This is a genomic window from Intrasporangium zincisolvens (genome assembly GCF_034724055.1).
In the GTDB taxonomy this organism is placed as follows: domain Bacteria; phylum Actinomycetota; class Actinomycetes; order Actinomycetales; family Dermatophilaceae; genus Monashia; species Monashia zincisolvens.
In genome coordinates this window covers 1-16,320 of sequence record NZ_JAWIIL010000001.1, presented here as the reverse complement: position 1 = coordinate 16,320, position 16,320 = coordinate 1, and the positions used below count along the sequence as shown (strand labels likewise).

Annotated in this window: 21 protein-coding genes; 6 read left to right on the top strand and 15 right to left on the bottom strand. The window is 73.3% G+C overall.

The genetic code is table 11. The features are described from left to right. Positions 1 to 6 precede the first annotated feature (6 nt). Positions 7 to 1,227 carry a uroporphyrinogen-III C-methyltransferase gene (gene cobA, locus RY076_RS00105; RefSeq protein ID WP_413785728.1) on the top strand — a complete coding sequence of 407 codons (1,221 nt, stop codon included), beginning with the start codon at positions 7 to 9 and terminating at the stop codon, positions 1,225 to 1,227. A 21-nt stretch (positions 1,228 to 1,248) separates the two neighbouring features. Here the strand turns inward: cobA and RY076_RS00100 are convergent, their stop codons facing one another. From RY076_RS00100 to RY076_RS00090, 3 genes are all read right to left on the bottom strand, one after another. Beyond that, positions 1,249 to 1,638 (bottom strand): pyridoxamine 5'-phosphate oxidase family protein, encoded by a 390-nt coding sequence (locus RY076_RS00100; protein WP_461782303.1) that lies wholly within the window; start codon positions 1,636 to 1,638, stop codon positions 1,249 to 1,251. Between the two features lie 77 nt (positions 1,639 to 1,715). After that, the gene (locus RY076_RS00095) at positions 1,716 to 2,126 is read right to left on the bottom strand and encodes a VOC family protein (RefSeq protein WP_323095255.1); all 411 of its coding nucleotides are present in this window, start codon (positions 2,124 to 2,126) and stop codon (positions 1,716 to 1,718) included. A gap of 10 nt (positions 2,127 to 2,136) precedes the next feature. After that, a complete protein-coding gene (locus tag RY076_RS00090; RefSeq protein ID WP_323095254.1) occupies positions 2,137 to 2,592 on the bottom strand; it encodes a helix-turn-helix transcriptional regulator in 456 nt (151 codons plus the stop codon). A gap of 122 nt (positions 2,593 to 2,714) precedes the next feature. On the opposite strand from RY076_RS00090, the gene RY076_RS00085 reads away from it, so the two are divergent. Next, complete coding sequence (locus RY076_RS00085) at positions 2,715 to 4,454, top strand: FG-GAP repeat domain-containing protein (protein ID WP_323095253.1); 1,740 nt, start codon at positions 2,715 to 2,717, stop codon at positions 4,452 to 4,454. On the opposite strand, the gene RY076_RS00080 is transcribed toward RY076_RS00085, so the two are convergent. The 6 genes from RY076_RS00080 to RY076_RS00055 form a co-directional block, all read right to left on the bottom strand. Next, positions 4,447 to 5,397 carry a phosphotransferase enzyme family protein gene (locus RY076_RS00080; protein WP_323095252.1) on the bottom strand — a complete coding sequence of 317 codons (951 nt, stop codon included), beginning with the start codon at positions 5,395 to 5,397 and terminating at the stop codon, positions 4,447 to 4,449. The genes RY076_RS00085 and RY076_RS00080 overlap by 8 nt on opposite strands. Before the next feature lie 42 nt (positions 5,398 to 5,439). Further along, the gene (locus RY076_RS00075; protein ID WP_323095251.1) at positions 5,440 to 5,964 is read right to left on the bottom strand and encodes a hypothetical protein; all 525 of its coding nucleotides are present in this window, start codon (positions 5,962 to 5,964) and stop codon (positions 5,440 to 5,442) included. A 36-nt stretch (positions 5,965 to 6,000) separates the two neighbouring features. Then, positions 6,001 to 6,654, bottom strand: a complete 654-nt coding sequence (locus RY076_RS00070) for a vWA domain-containing protein (RefSeq protein WP_323095250.1) — start codon at positions 6,652 to 6,654, stop codon at positions 6,001 to 6,003. A gap of 68 nt (positions 6,655 to 6,722) precedes the next feature. Next, positions 6,723 to 7,142 (bottom strand): hypothetical protein, encoded by a 420-nt coding sequence (locus RY076_RS00065; protein ID WP_323095248.1) that lies wholly within the window; start codon positions 7,140 to 7,142, stop codon positions 6,723 to 6,725. A gap of 60 nt (positions 7,143 to 7,202) precedes the next feature. After that, complete coding sequence (locus RY076_RS00060) at positions 7,203 to 7,592, bottom strand: pyridoxamine 5'-phosphate oxidase family protein (protein ID WP_323095246.1); 390 nt, start codon at positions 7,590 to 7,592, stop codon at positions 7,203 to 7,205. Continuing rightward, positions 7,589 to 8,182 (bottom strand): dihydrofolate reductase family protein, encoded by a 594-nt coding sequence (locus tag RY076_RS00055; protein ID WP_323095245.1) that lies wholly within the window; start codon positions 8,180 to 8,182, stop codon positions 7,589 to 7,591. The genes RY076_RS00060 and RY076_RS00055 overlap by 4 nt, the downstream gene beginning before the upstream one ends. Before the next feature lie 88 nt (positions 8,183 to 8,270). Here RY076_RS00055 and RY076_RS00050 point away from each other — a divergent pair, with 88 nt between their 5' ends. Beyond that, positions 8,271 to 8,723: a winged helix-turn-helix transcriptional regulator gene (locus RY076_RS00050; RefSeq protein ID WP_323095244.1), complete on the top strand. Its 453-nt coding sequence runs from the start codon at positions 8,271 to 8,273 to the stop codon at positions 8,721 to 8,723. 67 nt (positions 8,724 to 8,790) lie between these two features. Beyond that, positions 8,791 to 9,399: a hypothetical protein gene (locus RY076_RS00045; protein ID WP_323095243.1), complete on the top strand. Its 609-nt coding sequence runs from the start codon at positions 8,791 to 8,793 to the stop codon at positions 9,397 to 9,399. A 29-nt stretch (positions 9,400 to 9,428) separates the two neighbouring features. Here RY076_RS00045 and RY076_RS00040 read toward each other — a convergent pair whose 3' ends face one another. From RY076_RS00040 to RY076_RS00025, 4 genes are all read right to left on the bottom strand, one after another. Continuing rightward, the gene (locus RY076_RS00040) at positions 9,429 to 10,283 is read right to left on the bottom strand and encodes an anti-sigma factor (protein WP_323095242.1); all 855 of its coding nucleotides are present in this window, start codon (positions 10,281 to 10,283) and stop codon (positions 9,429 to 9,431) included. Beyond that, a complete protein-coding gene (gene sigK, locus RY076_RS00035; protein ID WP_323095241.1) occupies positions 10,280 to 10,879 on the bottom strand; it encodes an ECF RNA polymerase sigma factor SigK in 600 nt (199 codons plus the stop codon). The genes RY076_RS00040 and sigK overlap by 4 nt, the downstream gene beginning before the upstream one ends. Before the next feature lie 76 nt (positions 10,880 to 10,955). After that, entirely contained in the window at positions 10,956 to 11,612 is a 657-nt protein-coding gene (locus RY076_RS00030; protein ID WP_413785727.1) for a fasciclin domain-containing protein, read from the bottom strand. Positions 11,613 to 11,728: 116 nt separating this feature from the next. Next, positions 11,729 to 13,261, bottom strand: coding sequence for a molybdopterin-dependent oxidoreductase (locus tag RY076_RS00025; RefSeq protein ID WP_323095239.1), 1,533 nt, complete (start codon positions 13,259 to 13,261; stop codon positions 11,729 to 11,731). Positions 13,262 to 13,347: 86 nt separating this feature from the next. Here RY076_RS00025 and RY076_RS00020 point away from each other — a divergent pair, with 86 nt between their 5' ends. After that, positions 13,348 to 14,364, top strand: coding sequence for an LLM class flavin-dependent oxidoreductase (locus tag RY076_RS00020; protein WP_323095238.1), 1,017 nt, complete (start codon positions 13,348 to 13,350; stop codon positions 14,362 to 14,364). A 63-nt stretch (positions 14,365 to 14,427) separates the two neighbouring features. Here the strand turns inward: RY076_RS00020 and RY076_RS00015 are convergent, their stop codons facing one another. Both RY076_RS00015 and RY076_RS00010 read right to left on the bottom strand, forming a co-directional pair. Then, positions 14,428 to 15,120, bottom strand: coding sequence for an MBL fold metallo-hydrolase (locus tag RY076_RS00015; protein WP_323095236.1), 693 nt, complete (start codon positions 15,118 to 15,120; stop codon positions 14,428 to 14,430). A 21-nt stretch (positions 15,121 to 15,141) separates the two neighbouring features. Beyond that, positions 15,142 to 15,585 (bottom strand): SRPBCC family protein, encoded by a 444-nt coding sequence (locus RY076_RS00010; RefSeq protein ID WP_323095235.1) that lies wholly within the window; start codon positions 15,583 to 15,585, stop codon positions 15,142 to 15,144. 155 nt (positions 15,586 to 15,740) lie between these two features. On the opposite strand from RY076_RS00010, the gene RY076_RS00005 reads away from it, so the two are divergent. Further along, on the top strand, positions 15,741 to 16,320 hold a 580-nt coding region (locus RY076_RS00005), incomplete at its 3' end, for a DUF222 domain-containing protein (protein ID WP_323095234.1).

Here is a 16,320-nt window from a genome sequence, read left to right as displayed (position 1 = left end):
GCGTCCGTGAAGTCCGCGCTGCCGGTCGTCCTCGACCTCACCGGCCGGCTCGTCGTCGCCGTCGGCGGCGGCCCGGTGTCGGCCCGACGCGTTCGCGCCTTCCTCGACGAGGGTGCGGTGGTACGGGTCGTGGCGCCGTGGGCCTGCGAGGACCTGCGCGACCTCGTCAGCGCCGGGCGCGTCGAGTGGGTCGAGCGCGACTACGCCGGCCCCGCCGACCTCGACGGCGCCTGGTTCGTCCACACCGCGACCGGTGAGCCGTCCGTCGACCGCGAGGTGGCCGCCGACGCCGAGGCCCGGCGCCTCTGGTGCGTCGACGCCACCGACGCCGCGGGCACGACGGCGAGCGTCGCCGCGCGCGCCGACGTCACGACGCCCGACGGACGCGTCACCGTGTCGACGTACGCCGCCGGCGACCCCGGACTGGCCGTGACGGTGCGCGACGGCGTCGAGCTGGCCCTCGCGACCGGCCACCTCGACCTGCGACGCACCCGCACGCACGGACGCCGCGGGTGGGTCGCGCTCGTGGGTGGCGGTCCCGGCGTCGACGGCCTGCTCACCGCGCGCGGCCACGAGCTGCTCGCCTCGGCCGACGTCGTCGTGCTCGACCGCCTCGCGCCACGCGGCGTCGTCGACCGGCTGCCGGCCTCGGTGCGGGTCATCGACGTCGGCAAGACCCCCGGCCACCACGCGGTGCCGCAGTCGCGGATCAACGACGTGCTCGTCGAGGAGGCCCAGCGCGGCCTCGGCGTCGTCCGGCTCAAGGGCGGCGACCCGTACGTTCTGGGGCGTGGCGGCGAGGAGCGCGCCGCGTGCGAGGCGGCCGGAGTGCCCGTCGAGGTGGTGCCCGGGGTCACCTCGGCGGTCTCCGTGCCGGCAGCCGCAGGCATCCCGGTGACCCACCGCGGCGTCGCCCGGGGGTTCACCGTCGTCACCGGCCACGACGACGTGCCCGTCCTGCCGACGGGCGGCGACCACACCCTCGTCCTGCTCATGGGCGTGACGCAGCTGGCGCGAACCATGGACCTCCTTGCGGCACATGGCCGTTCGGCCGACTGCCCGGTGGCCGTCGTCGAGCGCGGCTTCGCCCCCGACCAGCGCGTCACCGTCGGCACGGTGGCGACGATCGCCGCCCGAGCGGCAGCGGTCGGCGTCGAGGCGCCCGCCGTCGTGGTCGTCGGAGACGTCGTGCGCCTCGCCCCCGCCTGGAGCGACGAGCCCGCCTGACGCGTCAGGCGGGTCCGTCCCTCACGCGAGCCAGACGCCGTCGCGCATCACGGTGCGACCGGGGATCTCGTTCGCCTCGCGCCACGCCTGGATGCGCTCGGGGCGCAGGAAGTACACCGCGTAGTCCGGCCGCTCGGTGCGCGGGTCCCAGTCGCAGCGGTCGATGTAGTGCTGCCACTGCTCCTCGGGCAGGTCGCCCGTCGCCACCTCGCGGGCCGACGCGTCGACCATGACGACGTCGCGGAACTCGCCGAGCGCCAGGCGTGCCCGGCCGGTCCCGCGCAGGTTGCGCCCGCAGGGCGAGCCCACCGGCGTCACGACGAGGACCTCCGTGCCGTCCCAGTCGAAGGAGAGCGGCACGAGCCCCGGCTCGCCACCACCGGCATCGGCCGTGGCGACCCAGAGGTCGATGTCGTGCTCGAGCCGGCGGCGCGTGTCGGCGACGCGCGTGGCGCGGTCGCGGGCCGGCGCCGCCGACTCCGGCGCGCTCAGCGTCGCTCCTGGATGCGCACGAGGTTGCCCGCCGGGTCGCGGAACGCCGAGTCGCGCACGCCGTACGGCTGGTCGGTCGGCTCCTGCACGACCTCGGCGCCGGTGGCCTCGATCGTCGCGAACGTCGCGTCGAGGTCGGGCGTGGCGAGCAGCAGCGAGCCGTAGGTGCCCTTGGCCATCATGTCGCCGATGGTGCGCCGCTCGTCGTCGGTCAGGCCCGGGGTCGCCTCTGGCGGATAGAGCACGACCGACGTGGCGGGCTGGTCGGGCGGGCCGACGGTGATCCACCGCATGCCGGCGTGGCCGACGTCCATGCGCACCTCGAAGCCGAGGGCGTCGCGGTAGAAGGCGATGGCGGCGTCCGGGTCGTCCTGGGGAAGGAAGCTGGAGTGAATGCTGAGGTCCATGCCGCCCACGCTAGGCGGGCGGGGGGCCGGATGCTTCTCGATTCCTGACCGGTCGCGTCACCTGTTTGGCGACGCAGGGCACGAGGCCGTCGGTGGCGCCGGCCTGCTCCTGCCGGTAGACGCTCGGCGGCACCCCGACGAGCTCGGTGAACCGGGTGCTGAAGGTGCCGAGCGAGGAGCAGCCGACCTCGAAGCACACCTCGGTGACGCTGCGGTCGCCCCGACGCAGCAGGGCCATCGCCCGCTCGATGCGACGCGTCATGAGGTACTGGTACGGCGACTCGCCGTAGGCCGCCTTGAACTGCCGGCTCAGGTGGCCGGCCGACACGTTGACGCCGCGGGCGAGCGCCTCGACGTCGAGCGGCTGCGCGTACTCGCGGTCGATGCGGTCGCGCACCTGCCGCAGCAGCGCGAGGTCGCGCCGCCGCTGCGCGTCGTCCGTGCGTGCACCCGAGCCCGTCCCCACAGCCCGATCCTCGCACCTTCGGCTGCCGACGAGCCCGACCGGTACCGCCCCGCAGCACTCGCGGCGGCTCTAGAGTGCGAGCAGCCGGTGCCGAACCCGGCGCGCCTGACAGGGGAACCACCATGACCGTGCCCGTGCCTCGACCTGCCCAGAACCCGTCGCGGAGGGCGCACCGACGCCTCCCGTGGCGTCGAGCCGCCGTGCTGGCCGCGACGCTCGCGCTCGTGGCACCCGCGCCGACCGCCGACGCGGCCGGCGACGCCGATCTCATCAGGGGCCTCAAGGCGTCCGTCAGGCTCGACGCGCCGTCCACCGTCCTCGTCCTCCCGCAGCCGGGCACCCCAGCGGGGACGACGTACACCTACGTGTGGTCGGACGAGACCGGCGAGCTCGCGCGGACCACGAGCACCTCGACGCTCGGCCAGACCGTGATCGGGCGGGAGAAGTTCGGGCGCAGGATCCGCGTGAGCGTCACGGCGACCGCCCCGGACGGCAGCACGGAGAGCGAGCTGGGTGCGTCCATGGTCGCGTCGTTGTGGCGCGACGGCGGCATCTCGTACGACACACCCAGCCGGCAGTTCCGGCTCCTGGGGCCGCACCTGCCCGCCACCTTCGACGCCGAGCTGGGGCCGGTCACGGTCTCCTACCAGTGGTCGCGGTCGGGCAGCCCCATCGCCGCCGACGCGGGCCGGGACCCGTGGGTGCACGCGCGAGTTCCCGCCGACCAGGGCCAGAGCCTCTCGGTGGTGGTGCTGGCACACCAGCCCGCGACGGGGACCGACGGCTATGCCTTCGGGTCAGTGCCGACGCCGCGGATCGGCGTCGTCACGGTCGAGTACAACGTGATCGGACAGGCGGTGTCCGGCCAGGCGCCCTACGCCACGGCCAAGCCGACGTCGTGGTACCCGGACGACCTCGTCCCGCAGCTCACCTGCGACCACCAGTGGTACCGCAACGGCACGGCGATCTACGGCGAGACCAGCTCGGCTCACTACGTCCACACCCTGGAGCGTTCGACGACGTTGCAGGTGCGCACGCGCTGCTCGAGCCCCGGCAACCTGCCCCAGACGCTCTGGTCGCAGAAGTTCGCCGTCCCGGGCGTCCCGGCGCTCGTGTCGCTGCTCGGCAACGACGCGTTGCGCGACCTCGGCGAGTACCGGAGCTGGCAGCCCGACCTGTGGCTGAACCAGGGCCGACCGGGCTCCTTCTCCTTCGGCAACCCGCTGAGCACCTCCTACCTGCCGACGCGGTCGATGACCCTGGTCTCGCTGGCCGGTGACCTCGACGACGACGGCCGCGACGACCTCGTGGCCCGCGACTCCAAGGGAGGGCTCTGGCGCTACCCGTTCGTCCGCGACCGGGTCCGGATCGGCGTCAGCGGCTGGAACTCGATGAACCTGCTCGTCGCCGGCGGCGACTTCACCGGCGACCGGTCGGCCGACCTCTTCGCCCGACGCTCCACCGGCGAGCTCGTCTTCTACGTCGGGCGCGGCCGGCAGGGCATGGCCGCCGGCAAGGTCGTGGCCACGAGCGCCTTCCGCTCGGCGCGACACATCGTGACGCTCGGCGACGCGAACGGCGACGGGCTCGCCGACCTGCACGTCGTCCGGCCCGACGGCACGCTGTGGTTCTACGCCGGCAGGGGCAACGGCGGGCTGGCCGCTCCGGTGCGGGTCGGCACCGGCTGGGGCTCGATGCGCAAGCTGCTGCCCGGGCGCGACCTCAACCGCGACGGCAGGGCCGACCTCCTCGCGCTCGACACCGCGGGCCGGCTCTGGCTGTACCCGGGCAACGGCCGCGGCGGGTTCACGGCTCGCAGCCTGACCAACGCAGGCCACCCGCTCACCACGGCGATCAGCTGACGGCGGCGAGGACCCGGTCGATCCGCGCGAGGGTCACCGGGTCCTCCGGGATCTCGAGGAACCAGTCCGCGAGCCGGTCGCGCTCGGGCCCGTCGTCGGCACCGACCCACCGCGAGCATGCGAGCTGGCCGATGTGGGCCTGCTCGGCCACGAGCATCGAGAAGTGGCCCCGACGCGTCACGCGACCGGGGCCACCCGCGGCGCGGTAGGCGTCGTGCAGGATGCGGGCGCGGGCGGGGTCGTCCTCGCCGAACTCGAAGAGCACCATGGCCAGCTCCTGGCTCGGGTCGGCGGGGCCGAGGTTCTCGAAGTCGATGACGCAGACCGCGCCGTCGGTCGTGGCGAGGACGTTGTCGGACCAGAGGTCGCGATGGCACACGAGGGGCGACTCGTGCGGTTCGATGACCGACTCGACGGCCACGAGGTCGTCGACGAGCGCGCGCAGCTGCCCGGTGAACGGCGCCTTCTCGTCGGCGACCCGTCGGGCGAGGTCGCGCCAGCTCTGCTCGCCGGCCCCGGTGGCGAACCAGTTGTCGACGGGCTCCTCGCTCGGCCGTGCCGCCCGGTGCAGGAGGGCGACGGTGCGCCCGACCTCGGCCGGGTCGAGCGACCGGGTGCGCGGCCGCAGGTCCACCCACTCGAACACGCGCGCCACGGTGCCGTCGACGTCCGCGCCCACGCGGCCGTCCGTCGTGCGCAGCACCTCGGGCGTCCGGACGCCGAGCGCCCGTGCGGCGTCGACGAACCCGGCGTCACGGCCGACCTCCTCCAGCCTGGGGCCGGCGTACCACTCCTTGACCGCGAACGACCGATCGCCGACCGTGAGCCGCCAGACGCGACCCAGCTGGCCGCGGGCCACCGGGCCGGACAGCGCCACCGCATCGCCCGGTCGCGCGAGCCCGTACGCCGCGGCGATCGCCTCTCCCTCAGAACCCCCGATCACCGGATCCCCCTGTGCCCCAGTCGTCCCAGAACGTCAGCGGCGTCAGGGGACGATGCGCCAGATCGCGACCGCGACCGTGACGACGGCCAGGGCGAGCGAGGCCCACCCGAGCAGGTCGCGACCGCGCCGACCCCGACCGAGCAGGAGAAGGAGCGCCGCGAGCACCGAGAGGACGGCAGCCACGACGGTCTCCTCGGCACCGCGGTCGATGGTGCGGATGAGGATGGTGTCGGTCAGGCCGTTGCGCGTGAACCAGCCGAGCAGGCGCACGATGACGAACACCCACCACCCGACCGTGACCCAGAAGAGGGCGACGCCGATCTGCCCGAGGAGCGGGTCGACGGCAGGTTCGGCGGCGGCGGACCCGGGCCGGCCGGTGGCGTCGGCGGGCCACACCGGCTGACCGGCGTAGGGGTTGGGCGGGACGGGCGGCGCGACCGGGAGCTCACGTGTCGGCTCGGACCGCGGGATCGCCTGCGTCACAGGGCCCGCAGGGACCGGCACGGTGAACTGCTGGTCCCACCCGCCGCCGGTCGGGTCGGGCCGTTCAGGCCCCACGTCGCTCATGCGCTCAAGGTACCCCCGCGGCCCCGCCGAAACGGCTCACTCGGTGGCCGCGCGGCGCTGCTCCTCGTCGAAGGCCAGATGGGCGGCCGCCTCCTTCACCGGGGCACCCGCGGCGACGGCGGAGCGGGTCAGCCCGATGTTGCGCGACGTCGCGGCCATCGCGGCGGCGACCCGGCCACGGCCGTACGTCATCGAGTTCGCTGCGGCGACACCGATGCTCGAGCCCACCTCGATGGCGTCCTGGTCGGCGCTCATGTAGAGGAACTGCCACGAGTACTCGGCCGTCTGCCGCTCGATCATGGCCTTGACCTGGGCGTGGGTCAGCTCGTGCGAGGCGTTCTCGTGGCCGTCGGTCATGATGCCGACGATGACGACGCCGGGACGCTCGTGCTCGGGCAGGGCGGCGAGGCGCTCGCCGGCGGCGCCGAGGAGGCGGCCGATCGAGTCGAGCAGCGCCGTGGACCCGCGCGGCGAGAGCCGTAGCGGCGGCACGTCGGCCACGGGCACGTCGCGGTAGACCTCCTCGTAACGGTCGTCGAACTGGGCCAGCGTGACCCGGCAGTCGCCCGGCTGGGTGCGCTGCTCGGCGATGAACGCGTCGAAGCCGCCCTCGGTGTCGTCCTTGATCGACTGCATCGACCCGCTGCGGTCGAGCAGGAAGTAGAGGTGCGTGAGGTTCGGGTTCGTCATGGCGGGCTCCTCGGGTCGATGGCTGGCTGATGGGCTGGCTGGTGGGTCCTCGTGGTGGTCGGGCTGGGTCAGGTGCTGCGTCGGGCACGGAAGCGCAACGGACGGCCCGACGCGTCGGGGGCGGGGCGGTGGCGCCCCTCCTCGAGGTCGTAGCGAGCGCGCTCGACGCCGGAGGCCGTGACGCGTCCGGCGTCGGAGCCGTAGGCGCCGAGCAGGCTCGTACGTGCCAGGCGCGGACCGACGGCGTTCTCGGACAGGCCCGCGAGAGCGCCGGCCGTGCGGATCGTCTCGCCGTCGGCGACGAGCACCGCGGCCATGGCCTCGTCGACAGCGGTCGTCAGATGCTCCTGGGCGACGCGCAGGAGGGGCAGCGCGTCGAGGGGGTGCGACGCGTCCGCCCGGCCCAAGGCGTCCCGGGCCGCGGCGATGGCCGTGTCGAGGGCCTGTTCCGCGTGGGCCGGCAGGGCCCGTCGTGCGTCGTCGCTCATGTCTCCACGGTAGGCGCAGTTACTGCGGCACCGCAAGAGGTGTGACCGATCCGGCGTCGGTCAGCCGATGCCGACGGCCTGGTGCTCGACCTGGATGAGGGCGACGATGCGCGTGAGCCGGCGGTCGTAGGGCTGTCCCGTGTAGGCGATCGCGATGCGGTCGACGAGCTCCCACGCGGCCTCGCCCTCCAGCCACTCGACGACCCGGCCGCGGACGGCGACGGGCGTGAAGGCGTCGTCGGCCGGGGCGACCGAGAGGGCCACCCGGGCGTCGCGGCGCAGGTTGCGGGCCTTGCGTGACGTGGGGCCGGTGAAGACGACGACGTGCTCGCCGTCGGTGCCGACGAAGACGGGCGTCACGTGCGGGGCACCGTCGGGCAGGACCGTGGCGAGGTGGGCGATCGGGGTGGCATCCAGGGCCCGGCGGACGGCGGGCTCGAGGACGCTCATCGGGTCACCGCGTAGTGCAGGTGCGTGACGCCGGGCGCGGCGACAGCCTCGAGCAGCCGCAGGTCGACGTGCCCGGGGAGCTCCTGGAAGAAGCGCCGGCCCGCGCCGAGCAGCACCGGCACCTGGTGCAGGATCACCTCGTCGACGAGGCCCGCGGCAAGCGCGGCCGTCGCGACCCCGCCACCCATGATCGCGACGTCCTTGTCGCCGGCCCGGGCCTTCGCCTCGGCGACCGCGTCCTCGATGCCGGTGGTGACGAGCGTCTGCCGGTCGTGGTCGGCGGGCAGCGGCCGGTGGCTGACGACGACCATCGGGGCGGTCGGGTGCGGCGTGCCGCCGGTGTCCCACCCCGAGTCGTCGTAGGTGTGGCGCCCGACGAGCGAGACGCCGACCCGGGCTGCGAGGGCGTCGAAGACGTTCCGGCTCGGCTCGCTCAGCGAGAACCCGTCGAACACCGCGCTGGGGGTGTCTCCGTCGAAGTACCAGTCGAAGAGCCGGCCGCCGTCGCCGAGGCCGTGGCCGGCGCGGGGGTCGCGACCGGTGATGAAGCCGTCGACGGAGACCGAGAGTGCCACGAGGACCGAAGTCATGATGCGTCCTTTCGAGTTCCTTGAGGAGACTCCACGACCGTAGCAGGCAGAGTTCCTTGAGGGAACCCCAAGCGCTAGGGTAGGCGTCATGCAGCGCACGAACTTCGGCGAGATGGCCTGCTCCATCGCGCGCACTCTCGACGTCATCGGCGAGCCCTGGTCGCCACTCGTCCTGCGCGACGTCTGGGTCGGGATCAACCGCTTCGAGCAGCTCCAGGCCGACCTCGGCATCTCGCGCAAGGTGCTGACCGAGCGCCTCAACCACCTCGTCGAGCACGGCGTCCTCGAACGCCGGCCGTACGACAACCGGCCGCGTTTCGAGTACGTCCTCACCGACAAGGGTGTCGAGCTCGTCGACGTGCTCATGGTCATGGTGGGGTGGGGCGACCGGTGGCTCGCCGGCCCGGCCGGGCCCCCGGTGCTCTACCGCCACCACGCCTGCGGCGAGGTCAGCAGCGTCGACCTGCGGTGCGCGCACTGCGGCGAGAGGATGCACGCCGACGACGTCGACGTCCTGCCCGGGCCCGGCAGCGCCGCCTGACCTTCTGCCTCGTCCGGGGCTTGGCGGGGTACGACGAGACCCGAACCGCGAGAAAGGGATCCCCCGCATGAGCCGACGCTCCGAGCCGAGGACGCTGGACCTCGAGACACTTCCGGCGGACGTCCGCACGGTCCTCGAGGCGATGCTGCTCGGCGAGGAGGCGACCCTCGTGCGCGGCCACCGCGAGCTCGGCGTCCTGTCGTTCCGCTCCACGGTCCTCGAGGGCACGCTGCTCTCCGACCCGCAGATCACCTCCTGGCGTCCGAGGCCCGTGCCCGAAGGCGTGACCGTCGTCGCCACCGCGATGCGCCTGTCGCCGGCGGCGCGTCAACGCCTCTCCGACGACTTCGGTGCCGACTACGTCGTGCTCGACTTCCACGAGGCGCCCGACACCACCGACGTCCTGCTCATCCACCCGGTGAGCCCGCAGCTGCTCGGGAGGCTGCGGTCGCGGTTCCCGCAGGCGCGGGTCGTCGTCGCCGAGATCGACGACGAGGAGCTCGGCGTCAGCTGCACCGGCCCGGTCAGTCGCCTGCTCGACGCCGGTGCCTCCGCGTACCTGCCACCGCGCCCGGTCGGCGCCGTCGCCGCGATGGTCCAGGACGTCCTGAGGGGCGACGACGTGATTCAGCTGACGGCGGCGGACCGCACGGCCCGGACCATCGGGACCGACTGACGCGCAACGCCTCCCGGCGCCGTCGAGCGTCAGGCGAAGGCGAAGAGCGCGACCGGGTCGGACGTCGGCTGGCCCGAACCGCCCGCGGGCTCGACGGTGATGCCGGCACCCGTGGCCTTGCTCGCGTCTCCGTCGAGGACGACGACCTGGTCGGTGCCCGGCGGCATGAGTCCCGCCGAGGCCATGTGACCCGTCGGGTCCTGCAGCCACAGCTGGTACACCTTGCCGTTCGGAGCCGCCGGCATGTTCGTCGTGACGAGCACGGCCTTGTGCAGCGACTCGGACCGGACGACCTTCGCCCGGGCGCCGTCGGGCAGCGTGTGCGACACCGTCGTCGCGTCGGCGGCGGCGAGCACCTGCTGGGCGATCGTCTGGTTCGGGTCGGTGTTGGCGCCGCGCCACACGGTGAAGCCAGCCACGGCGAGCACGAGCGCCGTCGCCGCCGCGACGAGACCGCGCCAGAGCGTGCGTCGACGCGGCGCGAGCGCGACGACCGTGCCACCCGACGCGCCGGCCGGCACGTCGGCACGGGCGTCGCCCGGTGCGTCGGTCTTGGCGTCGGTCTGTGGGTCGACGGGAGAGGCCGGGGTGCCCAGCGCGCCCGGCACCGGCGTCGCGTCGGACGCCTCGCCCGACGCGTCGGGCACCGTGAGCGGCGGCAGCGGGCGCACGCGGGAGATGTCGGCCATGACGCGCGCCTTGAGCGACGGCGGAGGGGCGAGCTCGGTCACCGCCGACATCTCGGCAGCGGCTGCCACGAGGCTGCCCACCTCGGCCTGGCACGCGGTGCAGCCGGCGAGGTGGCGCTCGAAGCGGGCGCGCTCGACGTCGTCGAGCGCGTCGACGGCGTAGGCACCCGACAGTGCGTGGATGTCGTCGCTCATGAGGTCACCCCCATCGTGTCTCGGAGTCTGATGAGGCCGTCCCGGATCCGCGTCTTCGCGGTACCGAGCGGCAGGTCGAGCATCGCGGCCACCTCCGTATGGGTGTAGCCGGACAGGTAGGCGAGCTCAAGGGCTCCCCGTTGGGCTTCGGTCAGCGTCCCGAGCGCCTGGTGGACGCGTTCGGCGTCGAGCCGTGCCACCGCGGCCTCGGCCGTCGCGTCGTGGTCGACGTCCTGGTGCGAGGCGCCCCACGACTCGTCGCGGTTGCGTGCCGCCTCGGAGGAGCGGACCCGGTCGACGGCCTTGCGGTGCGCGATCGTCAGCATCCACGACAGGGCGCTGCCCCGACGCGCGTCGAACCGGGCGCTGTGCCGCCAGATCTCGAGGAAGACCTCCTGGGCCACCTCCTCGGACTGCGCCGGGTCGCGCACGACCCGCCGGACGAGGCCGAAGAGCCGCGCGGACACGGCGTCGTAGAGCTCGCCGAAGGCGGCTTCGTCGCCGGTTGCCGCCCGACGCAGCAGCCGGTCGAGCGGCGGACCGCCGGGGGCCTCCTCCGACGGCTCGTCGGAGGAGACCACCTGGAACCGTGACATGGGATCCATTGTGTCGCCCTGTCTGGTCGATGTCGTCGCGGGTGTCGCGGGGGTGTGGCTGGGAGCCGGGTGCCCGTCAGGGCATCAGGACGCCGTCGATGATGTAGACGGTGGCGTTGGCGGTCGGGACGTTGCCGCAGATGATCTTGGCGTCGGCCTTGCCCACCGTGAAGTTCTCGCCCGAGCCCTTGACGGTGATCGTCGTGCCGGCGAGCGTCTTGTGGTCGCCCGCGAGCTGGTCCGGCGAGAGCTTGCCCGCGACGACGTGGTTGGTGAGGATCTTCGTCAGCGTCGGCTTGTCGGCGAGGACCTTCTTGAGGTCGGCCGCCGGGATCTTGGCGAACGCGTCGTTGACCGGCGCGAAGACGGTGACCTCGGGGGCCGAGTTCAGGGTGTCGACGAGCCCGGCGGTCTTGACCGCGGTGACGAGGGTCGACAGCAGTGGGTTGTTGCTCGCGGCGGTCGCGACGGGGTCGGTCGCCATGCCGTTGAACGAGCCCTTGCCGTCCTTCGGCACGGCAGCGCAGCCCGCGCCGAAGACGGCCGAGGAGGCGTCCATCGACGAGGACGAGCTCATCGTGTCGGACGGGGTCATCGCGTCCGAGCTCGTCGCCATCGGCGTCGAGCCGCCGGCGGAGGTCGTGGTGTTGTCCGTGTTGCTGCCGCAGGCCGACAGGGCCAGCGGGACGGCGAGGGCGAGGGCCACGAGGCCGGTGCGGGTCTTGTTCACGATCTGCTCCTTGAGAGGTGGTGCACGGTCATCAGTCGTTCGGTGCCGTGCGCTGGGTGGATTGCTCTGGGCTGCAAGAAGTTCGGAGATGTGTGGATCGGTGGGTACGCGGGTCGGCGTCACGCGACGGTGACGACGACCTCCTGGATGCCGCTGGACCCGTTGGGGAACGGGCGTGCCCGCTCGGCGGTCTGCACGGCGCCCTTCTCGTCGACGGCGCGGACCGCGAGGCGGTGCAGGCCGGTCCTCGCGTCCCACGGCAGGTACCACTGGCGCCAGTAGTCGACGCCGACGTCGGGGCCGAGCTTCGCCTCGTGCCAGGGGCCGCCGTCGATGCTCACCTCTACCTTGCCGACGCCGCGGTGCTGCGCCCAGGCGACGCCACCGATGGCGACGCGTCCGGGCTGGATCGTCGACAGCGGCGCCGGGGTGTCGATGCGCGCGCTCGTCTTGATGGGGGCGTCGGTGGCCCACTGGCGCTCGGTCCAGTACGCCTGGTCCCGCTGGTAGGTGCTCAGGGTGAGCTTGGCCAGCCACTTCGTCGCCCCGACGAAACCGTAGAGGCCGGGCGTGATGAGCCGGGCGGGGAAGCCGTGGACGTCGGTCAGCTGCCGGCCGTTCATGCCGATCGCGATCATCGCGTCGCGCCCGTCACGGACGGCGGCGAGCGGGGTGCTGATGGTGAACCCGTCGACGGCGGTGCTGAAGACCTGGTCGGGGTCGCCCTTGACGCCGGCGCGGTCGAGCACGTCGGTGAGCCGGACGCCGAGCCAACGGGCGGCGCCGACGTAGCCGCCGCCCACCTCGTTGGACACGCACGTCATCGTGATGTCGCGCTCGATGAGCGGCATCGCCGACAGCTCGGCGAAGGACATGGTGAAGGGCCGCTCGACCATGCCGTCGACCTGCAGCGTCCACGTGTCGACGTCGACCTGGGGCACGGTGAGGTTGGTGTCGACCCGGTAGAACGTCGAGGTCGGGGTGCGCAGCGGGCTGATGCCCTTGACCTGGCCGTCGAGGCCGGTCGGGAACGCCTTGGCCGGGCTGGCCGGCCGGGGCAGCAGGAGGTCGCGGGCCTTGCGTGCGCCGATCCGCAGCTGGCCTCCCGTGGCGGCGAGGGCCGATAGCACCACGACGCCGGCCGAGCCGAGCACGAAGCGGCGCCGGGCGAAGCCGCCGGCTGCCGGGCCGCCGACTGCCGGGCCGCCGCCGGTCGAGACGCGGGCGTCGGCGTCGATGGCGCGCACCAGGCCGACGAGCACGGCCACGCCGACGGCGAGCGCGACGAGCGACGGGACGGCGTCCAGGACCCCTGCGGTCGGACGGGCCACGGCCGCCGCGCCGGCGAGGCCGACGAGCACGACGAGGCCGGTGACTGACATCCAGAGGCGACGCCGGGCCAGCAGCCCGACGAGCGCCGACAGCACGAGCGTCACCACGAGGACCGACGCCTGCAGCACGAGCTTGTCGTTGGTGCCGAAGTGCTCGATCGCCCACTCCTTGAGGGGCTGCGGCGTCAGGTCGATGACCGTCGAGCCGATCGCGAGCACCGGTGAGGCCGCCGGTTGCACGAAGCCGGCCACGAGGTGGCCGGCGGCGATGCCGGCGACCGCGGCGAGCAGGCCGGTCAGGGCGAACCGTAGGCGTGTCATGGGCGTGGTTCGGGGCACTCGGTGTCCGCGGATGGTTCCGGCACGCGTCGCGGAAGGCTTTGGGCCCCTCGTGCGTTGGAGGGGACGTGAAGAACATCGGCTTCCTCTCCTTCGGCCACTGGAGCCCGACGCCGCACTCGCAGACGCGCTCGGCGTCCGACACGCTGCTCCAGTCCATCGACCTCGCCGTCGCCGCCGAGGAGCTCGGCGCCGACGGGGCCTACTTCCGCGTGCACCACTTCGCGCGCCAGCTCGCGTCGCCGTTCCCGCTCCTCGCAGCCGTCGGTGCGCGCACGAGCCGCATCGAGATCGGCACCGGCGTCATCGACATGCGGTACGAGAACCCGCTCTACATGGCCGAGGACGCCGGCGCGGCCGACCTCATCTCCGGCGGCCGGCTCCAGCTCGGCATCAGCCGTGGGTCGCCCGAGCAGGTCGTCGACGGCTTCCGCTACTTCGGCTACGAGCCCGAGGACGGCGACCACGCCGCGATGGCACGCCAGCACACCGAGGTGTTCCTCGACGTGCTGTCCGGCAAGGGGTTCGCCGAGCCGAGCCCGCGCCCGATGTTCCCCAACCCGCCGGGCCTGCTCCGCATCGAGCCGTACTCGGAGGGGCTGCGCGAGCGGATCTGGTGGGGCGCCGGGTCGCGCGCCACGGCCGAGTGGACCGCGCAGCAGGGCCTGAACCTCATGAGCTCGACGCTGCTGACCGAGGACACCGGCGTGCCCTTCCACCAGCTGCAGGCCGAGCAGATCCAGCGGTTCCGCGACGCGTGGAAGGCAGCCGGGCACGAGCGCGAGCCGCGGGTCTCGGTGAGCCGCAGCGTCTTTCCCATCGTCAACGACATGGACCGCGCCTACTTCGGGCGCGAGTCGGGGAGCAGCGACCAGGTCGGGATCATCGACGGCGGCACGGCGCGCTTCGGCAAGACGTACGCGGGGGAGCCGGACCAGCTGGTGCGCGACCTCGCCGAGGACGAGGCGATCGCCGCGGCCGACACGCTGCTGCTGACGGTCCCCAACCAGCTCGGCGTCGACTACAACGCGCACGTCATCGAGAGTCTCCTGACGCACGTCGCACCCGAGCTCGGCTGGCGCTGAGCAGAGTTCACCGACGCGTCGCCGGCTTGGTCGTCGACGCGTCGGTGCGCGTGTGGCTCAGGCTCAGGGCTCCCACACGGCGGCGTCGTGCGCGAACACGACCCGACGCGGGTCGAGCTCGAGGATGCGTGCCATCCACGGACTCGGCTCGGGCAGCGGCGGTTCGTGGCCGAGGGCCTCGGCCTGTGCGGCGAGGGCGTCGGCCGACCAGTCCGACGCCGTGTCGTGCGACTGTCCGGCCAGCACGACGGTGCCGTCGTCGCAGCGCAGCAGCACCGACTGGTGCCCGTCGACGTGCCCCGGCGTCGGTAGCACGTGGACGCCGGGGGCGACCTCGGCCTCGCCGTCGAGCAGCTCGTAGCGGGCGCCCTCGAAGTCGACGAGCGCGTCGACCGTGTAGTCGCCGGCCCGGGCCGTCTCGAGCTCGGAGCGCTGGCACAGGATCGGGCGTCCCGCGAAGCTCGGGTTGCCGCCGATGTGGTCGAAGTGCAGGTGGCAGTTGACGACGATCGCGACGTCGTCGACGGTGACCCCGACCGACGCCAGCGCGTCGGCCACGTGGACGCGTCGCGGGCGGTACCAGGCGTCGGTCTCCTCGTCGGCCTCGCCGAGCCCGGTGTCGAGCAGGAGCAGGCCGGCCGGCGTGCGGGCCAGGTAGCCGTAGACGGGTTCGACGCGTGGACTGCCGGTGCCGGTCTCCTCCGCGGGGCGCACGAAGGTGCCGAGCCCGACCCGCACCACGTCGTCCACGCGCATGGGACCCACCCTAGGAGCGGGTCAGCTGCGACGCAGCAGCTCGAGCAGGGTGCGCCGGTAGGCGGACCTGGCGACGCGCGCGACCGCGACGTCGGCGAAGCCCGGGACCCGGCGCACGCCGATGCGCTGCTTCCACATGACGACGCAGCCGTCGTCGGTGGGGGCCACCCGGAGTGTGATGCGCCCCGTGACGGTGCGGCCCTCCTTGCGGATGTGCGCGACGCCGGGGTCGTGCTCGGTGGGCGGTGTGTACGACTCGATGACCATGACGTCGTCGAAGCCGATCGGGCCGAGCCCGGTACGTGCGACGAAGCGGGCCCCCGGCGTCAGCTCGGAGGTGTCGAGCGCCGCCCCGGTCACGGTGGTGAGCGGGATGACCTCGCTGTGCGCGCGCAGGTTGAGGATGCGCCGCCAGGCCTCGGGGGCGGGCAGCGACGACACGAGGGTCATCTCGAACCGGGCCATGTCGACAGTGTTCCGTACGCAGGCGCTGGGTGTCGGGAGGTGACTGTCGCACGCGGTGTTGCGCGAGGATGCGCATACCGAAACGGACTGTGGTCCAAAGGGATTGGGTGTGGACAGGCCTTTTCCACTCGTTCGAACACCTGTACGATTGGGGTATGTCGCAAGCAGTGATCGAGCAGGACTGGGACCTCGTCGCGTCCTTGGCTGCCGACCTGCACGACGCGCACGGCCGGCTCGTGGACGCCGTCGCGGTGGCGCTGGTGGAGGGGTCGTGGCAGGCGGCCGGGATCCGGTCGCCGGAGCACTGGCTCGTGGTCCGGGCGGGTCTGTCGCGGGGGCACGCGGCCGCGGTGGTGCTGATGGCGCGCCGGACTGGTGAGCTGCCGGAGACGGCGGCTGCGTTGCGGGACGGGCGGATCAGCCTGGACCAGGCGGCCGTCGTGGCGCGGCACGCGCCGGCGGCGTTCGATGCGACGGTGGCCGAGTTCGCCCGGCACGCGACGGTGCCGCAGCTGCAGCGTTCGGTCGCCCGGTACGACTTCACCCTCGAACCGCGGACCTTCGACGAGGAGGGCCGGCTCCTGCCCGCCGAGGTGACCGCCGACGTGACCGCCGGCGGCGAGGACGAGGCGCCGGCATGCGTGCCTGGGCCGGTCCAGCCCGCGACGCTGAGCATGGGCATCGACGCGGACGGCCGGTTCCGGCTGCGGTACGACGCCCCGGCCGAGGTCGGCG